Origin of the sequence: Pseudoxanthomonas sp. J31, assembly GCF_000510725.1 — a bacterium.
Classification (GTDB): Bacteria; Pseudomonadota; Gammaproteobacteria; order Xanthomonadales; family Xanthomonadaceae; genus Pseudoxanthomonas.
On the sequence record NZ_AZNZ01000010.1, the window covers coordinates 61,166 to 78,594 of the forward strand.

Annotated in this window: 16 protein-coding genes; 12 read left to right on the forward strand and 4 right to left on the reverse strand. The window is 72.4% G+C overall.

Translation table 11 applies throughout. The annotated features are described in order from the left end of the window. Positions 1–36: 36 nt before the first annotated feature. The 7 genes from PSEJ31_RS0111655 (at position 37) to PSEJ31_RS0111685 (ending at position 8,381) form a co-directional block, all read left to right on the forward strand. A complete protein-coding gene (locus PSEJ31_RS0111655) occupies positions 37–2,121 on the forward strand; it encodes a S46 family peptidase (protein WP_026010534.1) in 2,085 nt (694 codons plus the stop codon). Positions 2,122–2,211: 90 nt separating this feature from the next. After that, positions 2,212–2,856, forward strand: coding sequence for a histidine phosphatase family protein (locus PSEJ31_RS0111660; RefSeq protein WP_019398706.1), 645 nt, complete (start codon positions 2,212–2,214; stop codon positions 2,854–2,856). A gap of 165 nt (positions 2,857–3,021) precedes the next feature. Continuing rightward, positions 3,022–4,296 carry a bifunctional tetrahydrofolate synthase/dihydrofolate synthase gene (folC, locus tag PSEJ31_RS0111665; RefSeq protein ID WP_028915547.1) on the forward strand — a complete coding sequence of 425 codons (1,275 nt, stop codon included), beginning with the start codon at positions 3,022–3,024 and terminating at the stop codon, positions 4,294–4,296. Between the two features lie 62 nt (positions 4,297–4,358). Continuing rightward, the gene (locus PSEJ31_RS0111670; RefSeq protein WP_028915548.1) at positions 4,359–5,390 is read left to right on the forward strand and encodes an SPOR domain-containing protein; all 1,032 of its coding nucleotides are present in this window, start codon (positions 4,359–4,361) and stop codon (positions 5,388–5,390) included. A 34-nt stretch (positions 5,391–5,424) separates the two neighbouring features. Next, on the forward strand, positions 5,425–6,066 hold the full coding sequence (locus tag PSEJ31_RS16035; RefSeq protein ID WP_019398184.1) for a CvpA family protein: 642 nt from the start codon (positions 5,425–5,427) through the stop codon (positions 6,064–6,066). Positions 6,067–6,085: 19 nt separating this feature from the next. Then, a complete protein-coding gene (purF, locus tag PSEJ31_RS0111680) occupies positions 6,086–7,555 on the forward strand; it encodes an amidophosphoribosyltransferase (RefSeq protein WP_019398185.1) in 1,470 nt (489 codons plus the stop codon). 10 nt (positions 7,556–7,565) lie between these two features. Beyond that, complete coding sequence (locus PSEJ31_RS0111685) at positions 7,566–8,381, forward strand: ferritin-like domain-containing protein (protein ID WP_028915549.1); 816 nt, start codon at positions 7,566–7,568, stop codon at positions 8,379–8,381. A gap of 13 nt (positions 8,382–8,394) precedes the next feature. Here the strand turns inward: PSEJ31_RS0111685 and lpxH are convergent, their stop codons facing one another. After that, positions 8,395–9,141, reverse strand: a complete 747-nt coding sequence (lpxH, locus tag PSEJ31_RS0111690; protein WP_028915550.1) for a UDP-2,3-diacylglucosamine diphosphatase — start codon at positions 9,139–9,141, stop codon at positions 8,395–8,397. 183 nt (positions 9,142–9,324) lie between these two features. On the opposite strand from lpxH, the gene PSEJ31_RS0111695 reads away from it, so the two are divergent. The 3 genes from PSEJ31_RS0111695 to PSEJ31_RS0111705 all read left to right on the forward strand — a co-directional run bounded on the left by PSEJ31_RS0111695 (position 9,325) and on the right by PSEJ31_RS0111705 (position 12,697). Next, positions 9,325–10,638: a diguanylate cyclase gene (locus tag PSEJ31_RS0111695; RefSeq protein ID WP_028915551.1), complete on the forward strand. Its 1,314-nt coding sequence runs from the start codon at positions 9,325–9,327 to the stop codon at positions 10,636–10,638. Positions 10,639–10,800: 162 nt separating this feature from the next. Further along, on the forward strand, positions 10,801–12,204 hold the full coding sequence (gene gltX / locus PSEJ31_RS0111700) for a glutamate--tRNA ligase (RefSeq protein ID WP_019398189.1): 1,404 nt from the start codon (positions 10,801–10,803) through the stop codon (positions 12,202–12,204). 13 nt (positions 12,205–12,217) lie between these two features. After that, entirely contained in the window at positions 12,218–12,697 is a 480-nt protein-coding gene (locus PSEJ31_RS0111705; RefSeq protein ID WP_019398190.1) for a transcriptional repressor, read from the forward strand. 30 nt (positions 12,698–12,727) lie between these two features. Here PSEJ31_RS0111705 and PSEJ31_RS0111710 read toward each other — a convergent pair whose 3' ends face one another. From PSEJ31_RS0111710 to PSEJ31_RS0111720, 3 genes are all read right to left on the reverse strand, one after another. Then, complete coding sequence (locus PSEJ31_RS0111710; protein ID WP_028915552.1) at positions 12,728–13,945, reverse strand: MFS transporter; 1,218 nt, start codon at positions 13,943–13,945, stop codon at positions 12,728–12,730. Continuing rightward, a complete protein-coding gene (locus tag PSEJ31_RS0111715; protein ID WP_028915553.1) occupies positions 13,942–14,373 on the reverse strand; it encodes a MarR family winged helix-turn-helix transcriptional regulator in 432 nt (143 codons plus the stop codon). The genes PSEJ31_RS0111710 and PSEJ31_RS0111715 overlap by 4 nt, the downstream gene beginning before the upstream one ends. Before the next feature lie 102 nt (positions 14,374–14,475). After that, on the reverse strand, positions 14,476–16,662 hold the full coding sequence (locus PSEJ31_RS0111720) for a TonB-dependent receptor (RefSeq protein WP_051403731.1): 2,187 nt from the start codon (positions 16,660–16,662) through the stop codon (positions 14,476–14,478). Between the two features lie 74 nt (positions 16,663–16,736). Here PSEJ31_RS0111720 and PSEJ31_RS0111725 point away from each other — a divergent pair, with 74 nt between their 5' ends. Both PSEJ31_RS0111725 and PSEJ31_RS16570 read left to right on the forward strand, forming a co-directional pair. Then, a complete protein-coding gene (locus PSEJ31_RS0111725; protein WP_019399588.1) occupies positions 16,737–17,150 on the forward strand; it encodes a MerC domain-containing protein in 414 nt (137 codons plus the stop codon). Between the two features lie 75 nt (positions 17,151–17,225). Next, the gene (locus PSEJ31_RS16570; protein WP_019399589.1) at positions 17,226–17,396 is read left to right on the forward strand and encodes a 30S ribosomal protein THX; all 171 of its coding nucleotides are present in this window, start codon (positions 17,226–17,228) and stop codon (positions 17,394–17,396) included. The last annotated feature ends 33 nt before the right edge of the window (positions 17,397–17,429 follow it).

A 17,429-nucleotide genomic window follows, 5' to 3' on the forward strand; every position in this document is an offset into this window, starting at 1 on the left:
TTGCTGGGCGCGCCGCTTGCCCATGCCGTGGAAGGCATGTGGGTCCCGCAGCAGCTGCCGGAGATCGCCGGTCCGCTGAAGCAGGCCGGGCTGGAGCTGTCGCCGGAGCAGCTGGCGGACCTGACCGGCGACCCGATGGGCGCGGTGGTCGCGCTGGGCGGCTGCACCGCCAGCTTCGTCTCGCCGCAGGGCCTGGTGGTGACCAACCACCACTGCGCCTACGGCGCCATCCAGCTCAACTCCACCGCCGAGAAGAACCTGATCAAGGAAGGCTTCAACGCCGCCACCCCGGCCGAGGAACTCAGCGCCGGTCCCAACGCGCGCGTGTTCGTGCTGGACGAGATCACCGACGTCACCGCCGAGGCGAAGGCCGCGATCGCCGCCGCGCCCAACGCGCTGGCCCGCACCCGCGCCCTGGAGGCGTTCGAGAAGAAGCTGGTCGCCGAGTGCGAGTCCGAGCCGGGCTACCGCTGCCGCCTTTACAGCTTCTTCGGCGGCAACACCTACCGCCTGTTCAAGAACCTGGAGATCCGGGACGTGCGCCTGGCCTACGCGCCCCCGGGCAGCGTGGGCAAGTATGGTGGCGACATCGACAACTGGATGTGGCCGCGCCACACCGGCGACTTCGCGTTCTACCGCGCCTACGTCGGCAAGGACGGCAAGCCGGCGCCGTTCTCCCCGGACAACGTGCCGTACCAGCCAAAGCACTGGCTGAAGATCGCCGACAAGCCGCTGGGCGCCGGCGACTTCGTGATGGTCGCCGGCTACCCGGGCTCGACCAACCGCTACGCGCTGGCCGCCGAGTTCGACCACACCGCGCAGACGGTGTACCCGGAGACCATCCGCCACTACCGCAACCTGATCGGCATGATCGAGGAGGCCGGGCGCAAGGATCCGGACATCCAGGTCAAGTACGCCAGCAACATGGCCGGCTGGAACAACTACGCCAAGAACTACGAGGGCCAGCTGGAGGGCTTCAAGCGCATCGACGCGGCCGCGCAGAAGCACGCCGAGGAAGCGGCGGTGCTGGCCTGGCTCAAGGGCCAGGGCAGGAAGGGCCGCGAGGCGCTGCAGGCGCACGCGAAGCTGGTGCAGCTGCTGGAGCAGTCCAAGGCGACCCGCAGCCGCGACTACACCCTGGCCATGTTCAACAACACCGGCGTGGTCGGCGCGGCCACCCAGCTGTACCGCCTGTCGCTGGAGAAGGCCAAGCCGGACGCCGAGCGCGAGCCGGGCTTCCAGCAGCGCGACCTGCCGACCATCGAGGGCGCGATGAAGCAGCTTGAGCGCCGCTACGTGCCGGCCATGGACCGCCAGCTGCAGGCCTACTGGCTCAACGAGTACATCAAGCTGCCCGCGGCCCAGCGCGTGCCGGCGGTGGACCAGTGGCTGGGCGGCAACGACGCCGTGGCCGTGGAGCGCGCCCTGGACCGCCTGGCCGCGACGAAGCTGGGCAGCACCGAGGAGCGCCTGAAGTGGCTGTCGGCCGACCGCGCCGCGTTCGAGGCCAGCGACGACCCGGCGATCCAGTACGCGGTGGCGGTGCTGCCGACCCTGCTGAAGCTTGAGCAGGAGCGCAAGGTCCGCGCCGGCGAGAACCTGGCCGCGCGCCCGGTGTTCCTGCAGGCGGTGGCCGACTACAAGAAGAGCCAGGGCAAGGCGGTCTATCCGGACGCCAACCTGTCGCTGCGCATCACCTTCGGCAACGTCACCGGCTACGAGCCGAAGGACGGCATGGCGTACACCCCGTTCACCACGCTGGAGGGCATCGTCGCCAAGGACACCGGCGAGGAGCCGTTCGACTCCCCGAAGGCGCTGCTGGACGCGGTCAAGGCCAAGCGCTACGGCGGGCTGGAGGATCCGCGCATCGGCTCGGTGCCGGTGAACTTCCTGTCCGACCTGGACATCACCGGCGGCAACTCCGGCTCGCCGGTGCTGGACGCCCAGGGCAAGCTGGTCGGCCTGGCCTTCGACGGCAACTGGGAGTCGGTCAGCTCCAACTGGGTGTTCGACCCGAAGATGACCCGCATGATCGCGGTCGACGCCCGCTACATGCGCTGGATCATGCAGGAGGTCTACCCGGCCCCGCAGCTGCTGCAGGAAATGGGTATTACCCGCTGAAACCGTCCGGGCCACGGGCCCGGCGGTCGGGTATCATGCGGCCCCCGTCGCGCGCAGGCGCGGCGGGGGTTTTTTCCCAGAGGGGACTCCATGCGCATCCTGCTTGCACGCCACGGCGAGACGCCGTGGAACGCCGAAGGCCGCTACCAGGGCCAGATCGACATCCCGCTCTCGCCGGTGGGCGAGGCCCAGGCCCGCGCGCTGGGCGAGCGCCTGCGCGACGTGCCGGTCACCCGCGCGGTGGCCTCGCCGCTGTCGCGCGCGCGGCGCACCGCCGAGCTGGCGCTGGGCGAGGACCGCGCCGGGATGCTGCAGCTGGATCCGGACGTGCAGGAGATCGCCCACGGCGAGTGGGAAGGCCTGCTGGCCAGCGAGATCAACGAGAAGGACCCGGCCCGCCTGCGGGCCTGGCGCGAGGAGCCGGACACGGTGCTGATGCCCGGCGGCGAATCGCTGCGCCAGGTGCTGGACCGTTCCTGGCGCGGCCTGGTGCGCGCCACCGAGGGCCTGGGCGCGGACGACATCCTGCTGCTGGTCGCCCACGACGCGGTCAACCGCGTACTGCTGTGCAGGATCCTGGGCCTGCCGATCAGCAAGCTGTGGACCTTCCGCCAGGCGCCGACCACGCTGAACCTGCTCGAAGGCCCGGACGTGGAGCACCTGGAAGTGGTGCGCCTGAACGACTGCTCGCACCACACCCCGTTCTTCGGCGAAGCCAAGCACCGGGCGCTGTAAAGCCCGGCGGCGGCCGGGACGCCTGGCCGCGCGCCCGCGCCGTGACCGGTGCCGAGGCGCCCGCCCGGGCGAGCTGCCATCCTGTTCCCGCGGCGCCGGCCGATGCGGCCGCACGCCGCGCCGTGGCCGCGGCACGCCCGCGGCGCGCCACTACCCTGGACCCGCATGAGCTCCACGTCCCGCACCCTGGCCGAATGGCTGGCCTACATCGAGACCCGGCATCCGCGCAGCATCGAGCTGGGCCTGGAGCGCGTGCGCGAGGTTGCCGCGCGCCTGGGGCTGCAGCGGCCGGCGGCGCAGGTGGTCACCGTGGCCGGCACCAACGGCAAGGGCTCGACCGTGGCCTTCATCGAGGCCATCGCCCGCGCCGACGGCTGGAAGGTCGGCGCCTACAGCTCGCCGCACCTGCTGCGCTACAACGAGCGGGTGCGGATCGATGGCGCCGAGGCCGCGGACGATGAGCTGGCCGCGGCCTTCGCCGCGGTCGAGGCCGCCCGCGGCGACACCCCGCTGACCTATTTCGAGTACGGCACCCTGGCGGCGCTGTGGCTGTTCCAGCAGGCGGGGCTGGACCTGGCGGTGCTGGAGGTCGGCCTGGGCGGCCGCCTGGACGCGGTGAACATCGTCGATCCGGACGTGGCGGTGATCACCACCGTCGACGTGGACCACGTCGACTGGCTGGGCAGCGACCGCGAGGCCATCGGCCAGGAGAAGGCCGGCATCGCCCGGGCCTGGAAGCCGCTGGTCCTGGGCGAGATCGACCCGCCTTCCAGCGTGCTGCGCCATGCCTACGCCATTGGCGCCAACGCGATCCGCGCCGGCAGCGACTACTTCCACGAGCCGGCCGGCGAGGGCCAGTGGCAGTGGCGCGAGATCGGCACCGAGCTGCTGCTGCCCGATCCGCAGCTGGCCGCCCCGGTGCAGCGCGCCAATGCCGCCGCCGCGATCGCGGCCCTGCGCGCGCTGCCGCGCTCGCCGGCGGAACCGGCGTGCGCGGCCGGCGTGGCCGCCGCGCGCATCCCGGGCCGGCTGGAGCGCTTCGAGCACGACGGCGTGGAGGTGGTGGTCGACGTGGCCCACAACCCGCAGGCCGCGCGCGAACTGGCTGCCTGGGCGAAGGCGCGGCCGGCGTCCGGCGCCACCGCCATGGTCCTGGCGGTGCTGGCCGACAAGGACGCGGCGGCAATCGTGCAGGCGCTGGAAGGCTGCGTGGACCGCTGGCACCTGGCGGGTCTGGAGGGCATCGCGCGCGGGGAAGCGGTCGATGCGTTGGCCGCGCGCCTGGCCGGTACCGTGGCCGCCACCGGCAGCCGCGATGCCAGCGTGGAGGCGGCGCTGGCGCGCGCCCTGGCGCAGTCGGCGCCGGGCGACCGGGTGGTGGTGGCCGGCTCGTTCCACACCGCCGCCGCCGCGCTGGCGATGCTGCGTTCAGGGCAATGACGGTTGGCCCGGCCGGGCTCCCCCTATAATTGCCGCCACTTCCCGCCAGGCCCCCAGCTCCCGTGGATACCACGCTGAAACAACGCCTGATCGGCGCGGCCGTGCTGGTCGCGCTCGCGGTCATCTTCCTGCCGATGCTGGTGCAGGGCCCGGCCCCCGACAGTGGCGTGGCCGACGTCTCCACCCGCGTCCCCGATGCGCCGGCCAGCGGCTACGAGACCCGCGAGCTGCCCCTGCTCGGTGCGCCCGCCGAGGTGGATGCCCCGGCGCCCGCCCCCGAGGCCGAAGCCGCCGCGACCGACGGCGAGGCGGCCGAGGCCGCGCCCGACCCGGCCACCGCGGCGGGACGCTGGGCGGTGACCTTCGGTGCCTATGCCAGCGAGAAGGATGCCGAGGCGGTGATCAACCGCCTGCGCCAGGCCGGCCTGGAGGGCTTCAGCGAGCGCACCACGGTGGGCGACCGCCCGGCTTGGCGCGTGCGTGTGGGACCGTTCGCCGACCGCGCCCTGGCCGAAGCCGGGCGCCTGCGCGCGGTGCGCATCCGCAACGACGTCAACGCCCAGGTGGTCGCGCTGGACGCAGGCGCCGGGGAAGCCGCGCCGGCCGCCGCCGCGGCGACCGCGCCGGATACCGCGGCCGCTGCCGCTCCTGCTGCGACTACCGCGTCGCCCGCAACGACGGCGACGACGCCGCAGCCCGCCGCGGCGCAGCCCGCGCCGGCGCGCGATGCCCCGCGCCCGGCCGCGACCACGCCGGCGCCGGCGAAGACCACCGCGACCCCGGCCAAGTCGGCCACCGCCAGCACCTCCGCGGCCACCCCGTCCACCAGCGTGCCGGCGCCTTCGCCCACGCCGGCGGCCAGCAACGTGGGCTTCGCGGTGCAGATGGGCGCGTTCTCCAGCCAGGCCGACGCCAATGCGCTGCGCGACCGCCTGCGCGCGGCCGGCTTCAGCGCCATCGTGCAGCCGGTGCGCACCGACAAGGGCACCCTGCACCGGGTGCGGGTCGGGCCGGTGGCCACGCGCGCCGAGGCCGAGCAGCTGCGCGGGCGCCTGGCCGCCCACGGCGGCGGCATGGTGGTGCCGCACCCGTGAGCAGGACCGGCGCCGGCGCGCCGGCCGCGAAGCCATGAACGCGATCGACCTGGTCCTGCTGCTGGTGATTGCCGCTTCGGCCCTGCTGGGCCTGTTGCGCGGCTTCGTCGGCGTGGTCGCCTCGCTGCTGGCCTGGATCGCGGCCAGCTGGTGCGCGTTCCACTACGGCGGGCAGCTGGCCTTCCTGATCAGCGAGGATGGACAGCCCGGCACCTCCGGGCTGCTGGCTGGCTACGCGCTGGCGTTCTTCGGCGTGCTGGTGGCGGTGAGCCTGGTCGGCTGGATCATGCGCAAGCTGCTGCACTCGGTGGGCCTGTCGGGCGTGGACCGTGTGCTGGGCCTGGCCGTGGGCGTGCTGCGCGGCGCGCTGGTGGCCTGCGTGATCGTGCTGCTGATGGCTTTCAGCACCTTGCCGCAGCAACCGGCCTGGGCGCAGTCGCGCGCGCTGCCGCTGCTGCTGCCGGGCGCGCAGTGGCTGGCGCGCTGGCTGCCGGAGTGGGCGGCCGGCGAACTGGACTTTGGCAACGGTCGGGCCGGCGGCGATAATGGCGCCCTTCACCGCGCCGGCGCCATCGTCGAATCCCTTACCGGGGCCCTTCCCGTTCCCGATGACGCGGCGCCGCCGCCACCCGGCGGGGAGCCTCCTTCCTCTTCCAGTCCCAACCCCGGTCAGTAGACCGTCGGAGATTTGCATCATGTGCGGCATCGTCGGAATCGTCGGCAACGACAACGTCGCGGGCCAGTTGTATGACGGCCTGACCGTGCTCCAGCACCGCGGCCAGGACGCGGCGGGCATCGCCACCGCCGACGGTACCCGCCTGCGCCTGCACAAGGACAACGGCCTGGTGCGCGACGTGTTCAACGCCAAGGCGATGAGCGTGCTGGAGGGGCGGGTGGGCATCGCCCATTGCCGCTATCCGACCGCCGGCTCGGAGGGCATGGACGAGGCGCAGCCGTTCTACGTCAACTCGCCCTACGGCATCGCCCTGGCGCACAACGGCAACCTGATCAACACCGAGGCCCTGCGCCAGCAGGTGTTCGCCCAGGACCGCCGCAACATCAACACCGACTCCGACAGCGAAGTACTGCTGAACGTGTTCGCGCACGAGCTGGACGTGCAGGGCGAGCTGACCCCGCAGGCCGCGATCCGCGCGGTCGCCGGGGTGCACCGCCGGGTCAAGGGCGGCTACGCGGTGGTCAGCGTGGTGCTGGGCCTGGGCCTGGTCGCGTTCCGCGACCCGCACGGCATCCGCCCGCTGGTGCTGGGCAAGCGCGAGGGCGCGGCCGGTGCCGAGTACATCGTGGCCTCCGAGTCGGCGGTGCTGGACATCCTCGGCTTCGCCCGCGTGCGCGACGTGCAGCCGGGCGAGGCGCTGGTCGTCACCCCGCGCGGCGAGGTGTTCGCCGAGGTCTGCGCCGAAGCGGTCGAGCAGGCGCCGTGCATCTTCGAGTACGTGTACTTCGCGCGCCCGGACTCGATGATCGACAACGTCTCGGTGCACAAGGCGCGCATGCGCATGGGCGTCAAGCTGGGCGAGAAGATCCTGCGCCTGCGCCCGGACCACGACATCGACACCATCATCCCGATCCCGGACACCTCGCGCGACGCGGCGCTGGAGATCTCCAACGTGCTGGGCGTGAAGTACCGCGAGGGCTTCATCAAGAACCGCTACGTCGGCCGCACCTTCATCATGCCGGGGCAGGGCGAGCGGGTTAAGTCGGTGCGGCGCAAGCTCAATCCGATCCACCTGGAGTTCCGCAACCGCGTGGTGCTGCTGGTGGACGACTCGATCGTGCGCGGCACCACCAGCCAGCAGATCGTGCAGATGGCGCGCGACGCCGGCGCGCGCAAGGTGTACCTGGCCAGCGCCGCGCCGCCGGTGCGCTACCCCAACATCTACGGCATCGACATGCCCTCCACCGACGAGCTGATCGCGCACGGCCGCAGCGTCGAGGAGGTGGAGAAGCTGCTGGGTTGCGACTGGCTGATCTACCAGGACCTGGAGGACCTGGAGGCCGCGGTGCGCGAGGGCAACCCGCAGCTCACCCGCTTCGATTCCTCCTGCTTCAACGGCCAGTACGTGACCGGGATCGAGCCGGGCTACTTCGAACGCCTGCAGCAGCTGCGCTCGGACGAGGCCAAGCGCCGCCGCCGCGCCTGCTGAGGAGGCGGCGATGGAGCTGTACCAGGCCGCGCGCGCCTGCCTGGACGAGGCCGATCCGGCCCGCAAGGTCGCGCTGACCCACGAATACGCCGCAGCCTTCGCCCGCGGTGACATCGTCCTGCCCGGGGAAGCGCCGCCGCCGGAGCCGATCCGCATGCCGGGGCGGCCGCCGCGGCCGAAGCTGGTGCATCCGCGCCACCTGCCGCGCCGCGGGCTGGGCAGCGAGGAAGGGCGGGCGGCGTTCCTGCACGCGATCGCCCACATCGAGCTCAATGCCATCGACCTGGCCTGGGACGCGGCCTACCGCTTCCGCGGCCTGCCCGAGCGGTTCTACCGCGACTGGGTGCAGGTGGCCGACGACGAGGCGCGCCACTTCACCTTGCTGCGCGACCGCCTGCGCCGGATGGGCCGCGACTACGGCGACTTCGACGCCCACAACGGCCTGTGGGAGATGTGCGAGAAGACCGCGCACGACGGCATGGCGCGCATGGCCCTGGTGCCGCGCGTGCTGGAGGCGCGGGGGCTGGACGTCACCCCGGGCATGATCGCGCGCCTGCGCGACATGGGCGACCTGGACACGGTGGCGATCCTGGAGGTCATCCTGCGCGAGGAGGTGGCGCACGTGGCCGCCGGCTCGCGCTGGTACCGCTGGTACTGCGAGCGCGCCGGGGTCGAGCCGCGCGCCCGCTTCCGCGAACTGTTGCGCGAGTACGCCAGCGGCTACCTGCACGGCCCGTTCAACGTCGAGGCGCGGCTGCTGGCCGGATTCGACGAGGACGAGCTGGAATCGCTGCGCTACGTGGAAGCGGAGCAGGCCGGCGGCTGAGCCGGCCTGCCGCTCAGCCCGGCGCCAGCGCCTGCAGCTGCGCGCCGCCGGCGTCCACCCGCAGCACCGAGCCCTGTTCGTACCAGTCGCCGAGCACGATGCGCCGGCAGTCGCGCGTGCCCACTCGCAGCGCGTGCACCGCCGGGCGGTGGGTGTGGCCGTGGACCAGCAGGTCCACGCCGAAGCGGGCGAGGGTGGCCTCGACCGTGGCCGGGGTGACGTCGGTGACGGTCTCGAAGGTGCCGCGGTCGCCCTGCAGCATTTCCTGCTGCCGCGCCATGCTGGCCTGGCGGGCCTGCGCCGCGAACGCCAGCCGCGCCTGCAGCGGCTGGGCGAGGAACTGCTGTTGCCAGCGCGGGTCGCGGGTCTGGGCGCGGAAGGCCTGGTAGGCGGTGTCGCCGCTGCACAGCAGGTCGCCGTGCATCAGCAGCGCCGGGCGGCCGTACAGCGATACCACCGACGGATCCGGCAGGATGCGCATGCCGGCGCGGCGGGCGTAGTCCTGGCCGACCAGGAAGTCGCGGTTGCCGTGCATGAAGTACACCGGCACCCCGGCGTCGGCCAGGGCGTGCAGCGCGGCGGCCACTTCCGCCCCGGCCTCGGACGGGTCGTCGTCGCCGACCCAGGCCTCGAACAGGTCGCCGAGGATGTACAGCGCGTCGGCGCCCGCAGCCTCGCCGCGCAGGAAGCGCAGGAACAGGGCGGTGATTTCCGGCCGGGCCGGATCCAGGTGCAGGTCGGAGACGAACAGGGTGGCCATCGCCGGATTGTAGGCCGGACCGCGCCCTCCCGCCCGTGCCCGGCGCCAGGCGGCAGGCGGCCGCGCCGGTGGTCGGGGGGTGCATGGGTCACACAGTGCAGGCGGGAATGGCCTTTGGTAACGTCCCTGCAATTCCAGGCGGTCGTGCACGCGCCGCCTGTCCACAGGGATGGTAGAGGGCACATGACCGCGGCCGGTGTAGACGTTTCTCCGACTCCGACGTCCCACTCCGGGCAACGCAAGCACGTCGCACTGGCCCTGCTGGCGGGCGTGGCCCTGACCCTCGGCGCGATCGCCGGCTACGACCTCATCCCGCCGGTGCGCTTCGACGTGACCCGGGTGCCGAAGGACGCAACCGTGCTGTCCTCCACCCCGGTGCCGGGCCGCGCCGAGGCCGGCGAGTGGCTGGACGAGGGCAAGCGCCGCCTGCGCTGCCACTACCCGCCGGGCACCAACGAGCCCCTGTACTACTGTGCGGTCAACTACTTCATCGGCTCCGGCCCCGACCGCGGCCTGGACCTGTCGAAGTACACCCACGTGGAGGTCAAGGTCGTCTACAAGGGCGACGTGCCCAAGCTGCGGCTGTTCGCGCGGCACTTCGACCCGCGCTACTCCACCGTCGGCGACACCAACAGCACCAAGTACAATGCGGTGTTCCTGCCGACCCAGGACCTGCGCGCGCCCCTGTCGCTGGGCACGGACGAGTTCACCGTCGCCGAGTGGTGGCGGCTGTACTACAAGCTGCCGCGCGAGCTGGCGCACGCCGAACTCAGCAACGTGGTCACGGTGGGGCTGGATTTCTCCTACCCCATGACCGAGGGCGTGCACGACCTGGAGGTGCAGGAGATCACCTTCGTGCGCCCGGCCCTGTCGCGCGAGACCTGGTACCTGGGGATCCTGGGCGTATGGCTCACCGGCATCGTGCTCTACGCGCTGCTGCAGCTGCGCACCTACCGCACCGAGCGCCGCCTGCTGCAGAACGAGGCCGAGAAGTACCGCGCCCGCGCCACCACCGACCCGCTGACCCTGGCGCTGAACCGCCACGGTTTCGAGCAGCGCTGGGCGCGGCTGCCGGCCGGCCCGGTCGCGCCCGGCCACGCGCGGGCCCTGCTGGTGCTGGACATCGACCACTTCAAGCGCATCAACGACAGCTGCGGCCACGACGCCGGCGACCGCGTGCTGCGCGAGCTGGCCGTGCTGCTGCGGCGCCAGCTGCGCTCCAGCGACTGGCTGGTGCGCTGGGGCGGCGAGGAGTTCGTGGTCCTGCTGCCGGGCGTGCGCAGCGACCAGGTGCCGGCGCTGGCGGAGAACCTGCGCGCGGCGGTCGAGGCCCATGCCTTCGAGCCGGGCGTGCCGGTCCCGGTGACGGTCAGCGTGGGCGTGGCCCTGCAGGGGCCGGACGAGGGCTTCGACGCGCTGTTCAAGCGCGCCGACGCGGCCCTGTACGAGGCCAAGCGCGGCGGGCGCAACCGCGTGGTCATCGCCCCCGGTCCCTAGCCGGCAGGCCGGCGCGGGCGCGGTGGACCAGGCGCTGCAGGGCCAGGGGGACGGTCCGTGGCCCGTCCTGCACCGCCGCGGCCGGCCGGGCGCCACCGGCCCGGGCCATGGGCGCTGCGCAGGCGGGGTAAAATGTCCCATTCCGTCCACGTCTTCCTCCCCATGACCTGCCGCACCCGCTTCGCCCCCAGTCCCACCGGCTACCTGCACATCGGCGGTGCCCGCACCGCGCTCTACTGCTGGCTGGAGGCGCGCCACCGCGGCGGCAAGTTCGTGCTGCGGATCGAGGACACCGACCGCGAGCGCAGCACCCAGGCGGCGATCGACGCCATCCTCGAGGCCATGGACTGGCTGGGCCTGGACTACGACGAGGGCCCGGTCTACCAGACCCAGCGCGTCGACCGCTACCGCGAGGTGGCCGAGCAGCTGATCGCCGAGGGCAAGGCCTACTACGCCTACGAGAGCAAGGAAGAGCTGGACGCCATGCGCGAGGCGGCCATGGCCCGTGGCGAGAAGCCACGCTACAACGGCGCCGCGCGCGACCTGAACCTGCCGTACCGCGACGACCCCAACCGCGTCATCCGCTTCAAGAACCCGACCGAGGGCGTGGTCGCGTTCGACGACCTGATCAAGGGCCGGATCGAGATCGCCAACAGCGAGCTGGACGACATGGTGATCTTCCGTCCGGACGGCTACCCGACCTACAACTTCGCGGTCGTGGTCGACGACTGGGACATGGGCATCACCGACGTGATCCGCGGTGACGACCACATCAACAACACCCCGCGCCAGATCAACCTGTACCAGGCCATCGGCGCCCCGGTGCCGAAGTTCGGCCACATGCCGATGATCCTGGACGAGGCCGGCGCCAAGCTGTCCAAGCGCACCGGCGCGGCCGACGTGATGCAGTACAAGGACATGGGCTACCTGCCCGACGCGCTGCTGAGCTACCTGGCGCGCCTGGGCTGGTCGCACGGCGACCAGGAGATCTTCAGCCGCCAGGAGCTGGTCGAGCTGTTCGACGTGCGCAACTGCAACTCCAAGGCCGCGCGCCTGGACATGGCCAAGCTGGGCTGGGTCAACCAGCACTTCCTCAAGACCACCGATCCGGCCGCGGTCGCGCCGCACCTGGTCTACCAGCTGGAGAAGCTGGGCCTGGACCTGGGCAAGGGCCCGAAGCCGGAGGAAGTGGTCGTGGCCCTGCGCGAGCGCGCGCAGACGCTGAAGGAAATGGCCGAGAAGGCCGTGGTCTGGTACACCCCGCTGGAGCACTACGACGAGGCCGCGGTGGCCAAGCACCTCAAGCCCGGCGCCGACGCCGCCCTGGCCAAGGCCCGGGAGCTGCTGGCCGCGCTGCCGGAGTGGACGGTGGAGGCGGTCGGCCAGGCCCTGCACGACACCGCCGCGGCGCTGGAACTGGGCATGGGCAAGATCGCCCAGCCGCTGCGCGTGGCCATCACCGGCACCCAGGTCAGCCCGGACATTTCCTGGACGGTCTACCTGGCCGGCCGCGACGAGGCCTTGAAGCGCATCGACGCCGCCATCACCAAGGTTCCAAAGGGCTGACCACGGAGGCGCCATGCCGCATGCCTGCACCGACCCCCATCACCATGTCCACAGCGCCGAAGCGTTCGTGCGGGCGGTGGAGCGGGCCTGCAGCGAGCGTGGCCTGCGCCTGACCCCGATCCGTGCCAACGTGCTGCGGCTGATCGCCGATGCCGGCAAGCCGGTGAAGGCCTACGACCTGCTGGAGAAGGTACGCGAGACCAAGGGCGCCGGCGCCGACGCGCCGCCGACCGTGTACCGCGCGCTGGATTTCCTGATGGCCAACGGCTTCGTGCACAAGCTGGCTTCGGTCAACGCCTTCGTCGCCTGCCACCATCCCAACAGCGCGCAGCACTCCGTGCCGTTCCTGATCTGCGACCGCTGCCATAGCGCGGTGGAGCTGGAGGACCGCGAGGTCGTGGCCCAGCTCGACGCGCGCGCCAAGGCGCTGGGCTTCCAGCCCCAGGCGCAGACCCTGGAAGTGCACGGCCTGTGCGCGCGCTGTGCCGGCTGAGCCGGCGCGCCCGGACGTGGCTTGCGGCGGTCAGGCCGCCGCGGGTGCCAGCTTCCGCTCCCTGATCGGTGCATTGGCCACTGCGGCCACCAGCGCCAGGGCCATGTCCGCGTACCACATCCACTGGTAGCTGCCGGTGCCCTCCAATGCGACGCCACCCAGCCAGGCGCCGAAGAAGCCGCCGACCTGGTGCGAGAGCAGGGTCAGGCCGAACAGCGTGCCCAGGTAACGCGGGCCGAACAGCTTGCCGACCAGGCCGGCGGTCGGCGGCACCGTCGCCAGCCAGGTGAAGCCGAGGCCGGCGGCGAACAGGTAGAAGGTCCAGGCGCTGGGCGGGGCCAGCAGGAACAGCGCGATCAGCAGCGCGCGGCTGGCGTACATCGCCGCCAGGATCCACTTCATGCGGAAGCGCTCGCCCAGCTTGCCCGCGGCCAGGCTGCCGGCGATGTTGAACAGGCCGATCAGGGCGATGGAGACCGCCGAGACGCTGGCCGGCAGGCCGCACAGCGCCACCTCGCCGGGCAGGTGGGTGACCAGGAAGGCCACGTGCACGCCGCAGGTGAAGAAGCCCAGGTGCAGCAGCCAGTAGCTGCGGTCGCGTGCGGCCACGCCCAGCTGGTGGCGCAGGCCGCGGTCCTCGAAGCCCTCGTGCGCCGGCGGCGCCTCGCCCTCGCGGCGGCGGAAGCAGCGCGCCAGCGGCAGGGTCAGCAGCGAGGTCGCGGCCATGCCCAGCATCGCCACGGTCCAGCCGGCCGCGCCGATCACCAGCTGCAGCACCGGCGCGAACACGAACTGGCCCAGCGAGCCGCCGGCATTGATGAAACCGGCCGCCGACGAGCGCCGCTGCGGCGGCAGCCGCCCGGCGGTGGCACCGATCAGGATGGAGAAGCTGCCGGCGCCCGCGCCGGCGGCGGTCAGCACCCCCAGGCTCAGCATCAGCCCCGGACCGGAAGGCAGGAACGGGACCAGCGCCAGGCCCGCGGCCAGCAGCAGGCCGCCGCCGACCAGCACCGGTTCGGAGCCATGGCGGTCGGCCAGCGCGCCGAACACCGGCTGCACCGCGCCCCACACGAACTGGCCGATCGCCAGCGCCAGGCTGATGGTGGCGATGCCGACGCCGGTATCCAGGTGGATCGGCGCCACGAACAGGCCGGTGGTCTGGCGCGCACCCATGGTCAGCATCAGGATCACCGCGGCGGCCACCACCAGGGCGGGGGTGCCGGGCGTGCGGGCAGTGTCCGCGCTCATTCCTCTGTCTCCTTGGCCAGTGCGCCGTCCAGTGCGTCCAGCGCGGCGTGCAGCTGGCCCAGCGGGCCGCTGCCGAGCAGGGCGTCGATGCGCCGCTGCGCGCGCTGCCACAGCGGGCGTGCACGGGCCAGGCGCTGGCGGCCGGCCGCGGTCAGTGCCAGCACGCGCCGGCGCGGATCCTCATCGCGGACTTCGGCAACCAGTCCGTCGCGCAGCAGTGGCTGCAGGTTGCGGCTGAGGGTGGTGCGGTCCATGCCCAGGCTCGCGGCCAGCGTGCCCAGGCTTTGCGGCGTGCGCGCGTGGCGCAGCAGCGAATACTGGTTGACGTTGAGCCCGGCGCCGGCCAGGGCGTGGTCGTAGATCTGCGACACCAGGCGTGCGGCGCGGCGCAGCCGGAAGCAGGTGCAAGGCGAGTGCGGGGCGGGCATGCGGGCGGCCTGCGTGGGGCGGGCCGCCACTATACGTGCATATGCACGTATTCATGGAAGCGCGCCGCCGCCGAAGCGTGGCGGCGCGCGCATCGTGCGAGGTCAGAACCAGGCGCGTACGCCGAACGCCACCGCGCGTCCCGGCAGCGGCGCGTATTCGCGCAGCAGGGAGGTGTGCGGACGCGCCTCGGTGTCGCCCAGGTTGCTGCCATCCAGGAACAGCTCCCAGCGGCCGCCGTGCGGCTGTTCCCAGCCGTAGGACAGGTGCGCGTCGACCAGGGTGTAGCCGGGGCTTGGTTCCTCGTTGCCTGCCACCCGGTCCTGCGCGCGGTAGCGCACCGCGCCCAGCGAGGCGCGCCAGCCGCCCAGGTCCCAGGCAAGGCTTGCACCCAAGCGCCCGGGCGCGATGCGCGGCAGCGGACCGCGGTTGTCCAGTTCCACGACGTAGGCGTGGGCATGGTCGCCGTGCGGCACCTCGAACGCCGCCGTGCGCGTGCCGCTGCCGTCCAGTTCGCCGCGCACGTGGTCGGCAAACAGGCGCAGGTCCCAGCGGCCGCTGGCGTTGTCGGCCAGGTGCAGTACGGCCTCGGCCTCGGCGCCGGTGAACACCGCGTCGGCCTGGGTCCACAGCCGCGCCGGCACCTCGTGCTCGGACACGCCGGTATCGGCCAGGTGGATGAACTCGTCGAAGCGGCTGCGGTACACCGACAGCTCCAGGTCGAAGCGCTCGTGGTGCGCGTGCAGGCCGATCTCGCCGCGCAGGGCGGACTCGGTGTCCAGGCCGGCGTCGCCCACCTCCAGCGAGGCGGTGGCCACGTGCAGGCCGCCGGCGTAGAGCTCTTCCTGGGTGGGCGCGCGCTCGGAGCGGTCCACGCCCAGGCGCAGGTCCAGGGACGGGGCCAGCTTCCAGATCGCCGAGGCCGAGAGGCTGGTGGCGCCGAAGCTGCGCCGCGGCTTGCCGCCTTCCGGTTCCAGCTCGACCCGGTCGTGGCGCGCGCCGAATTCCATCTTCAGCGGGCCGGCGCTCTTTTCCTGCAGCACGAACAGGCCGTGGCTGCGGGTCAGCGTGGCCGGCACGAAGGCTTCGGCGCCCACCGCGCCGAAATCGACCCGCCCGGATTGCAAACCGAAGGCGCCGCGCCAGCCGCCCAGTTCCTTCTGCACCGCCTGCACGCGGGCGTCGTAGCCGCTGCTGGTGAAGCGGGTGCCGACCTCGCCGCCTTCCAGTTCCACGTGTTCGTAATCGCTCCAGGCGCCGTGGAAGTCGATCCGCTCCAGGAACGCGGCCGGTGCGTAGATCCCGCCCTTCAGCTCCAGGCGGTCCTGGCGCAGGTCGATGCGCACGTCGTGGGCGTGGTCTTCCTGGCCGTGCGCGTCCCCGTCGCCGTGTTCCTCTTCCCCGTGCCCATGGTCGCCGGCGTGCACGTGCGCGCCCGGCGGAATGCCGTACTCGCTGCGGTAGGTGCTGGCGGCCACGCCCAGGTAGCCGGCATCGCCCAGCCAGGTCAATCCGAGGCCGCCGGCGCGGGTCTGCATCGCGCTGTTGCCCAGGCGGCCCGGCGCGGCCTCGTGGCCTTCCTCCTCCGCGTCGTGGTCGTGCGCGGCGTGGGCCTGGCCGGGGATGTCGTAGTCGCCGGTATCACGCAGCAGGCCGTCCACGTGCAGCACGAGGTTGTCGCCGCTGGTGCCGTCGAGCCGGAACATGCCGCTGCGCTCGTTGTTGACCGTGTTGCCGCGCAGCTCGGCGCGGCCGGACAGCGGTGCGCCGGGCAGCTCGCGGGCGATGCGGCCGTCGACCACGTTGACCGCGCCGCCGATGGCCCCGCTGCCGAACAGCAGGGTCGCCGGGCCCTTGAGCACCTCGATCTGGTCGGCCAGGAACGGCTCCACGCTGGCGGCATGGTCGGCGCTGACGGTGGACGCGTCCTGGCTGCCCAGCCCGCTTGCCAGCACCTGCACGCGCGGGCCGTCCATGCCGCGCAGGATCGGACGGCCCACGCCCGGGCCGAAATAGCTGGTCTGCACGCCGGGCAGCCGGGCCACGGTCTCGCCCAGGGTCGCGGCGCGCGCGTCATCGAGGGCCTGGCCCTGCAGCACTTCCACCGGGCGTGCCAGGGTCTCCGCATCGCCGGCCAGCGGCGAGGCGGTGACCTGCAGCGCCGGCAGTTCGGTGGGGTCGTCGTGGGCCAGCGCCAGGGCTGGCAGGCCCGCGCAGGCCAGCGCGATGGAGGCTGCCAGCGGCGCACGGACGAGGACGCGGGAAGCGGGGGAACGCATCGGATCGGGCATGCGTAGGTCCTTGGGGGTGACGTGGGAGGGCGGATGTTATAATGTATCGCTCATTCCGGTGCCAGCCCCCGCCCATGCCCCATCACCACCACCACCACCGCCTCGTCGATCGCCTGGCCGCCACCGGCTCGCTGCTGTGCGCGATCCATTGCGCGCTGACGCCGCTGCTGCTGGCGGCGGTGCCGGCGCTGGGCATGTCGCTGTGGTTCGACGACGGGGTGGAATGGACCCTGGTGGCCTTCGTCAGCCTGCTGGGCGTGTTCAGCCTGGGCTGGAGCTACCGCCGCCACCGTGCGCTGCGCGCGCTGGGCCTGCTCGTGCCGGGCTTGCTGGCACTGTGGGCCGGGCTGCTGTACGCGCCGCTGCACGAGGCGGCGGTGCCGCATGCGGTGGCGATGACCTTCGGCGGCACCCTGGTCGGCGTGGCCCACGTGCTGAACCTGCGGCTCAACCATGGCCATGTTCATGACGCCAGCTGCGCCCATTGAGCGCGCATGCTAGGCTTGCCGCCCTGTCGCGCGCCGCGCGCCGTCCAAGTTATTCGAAATCAAGGAGTTAAATGAATGGGCAAGGGTGACCGCAAGACCGCCAAGGGCAAGCGCTACAACTCCAGCTACGGCAACGCGCGCCGCCATGGTGGCACCCGTGCCGCGGCGGGTGCGGCCGCGCCGGCGGCCAAGAAGACCGTCGTGAAGAAGGCCGTGGCCAAGAAGACGGTGGCCAAGGCCGGCTGATCGCCTCCTCGCAGCAGTACTCCCGGAACGCGG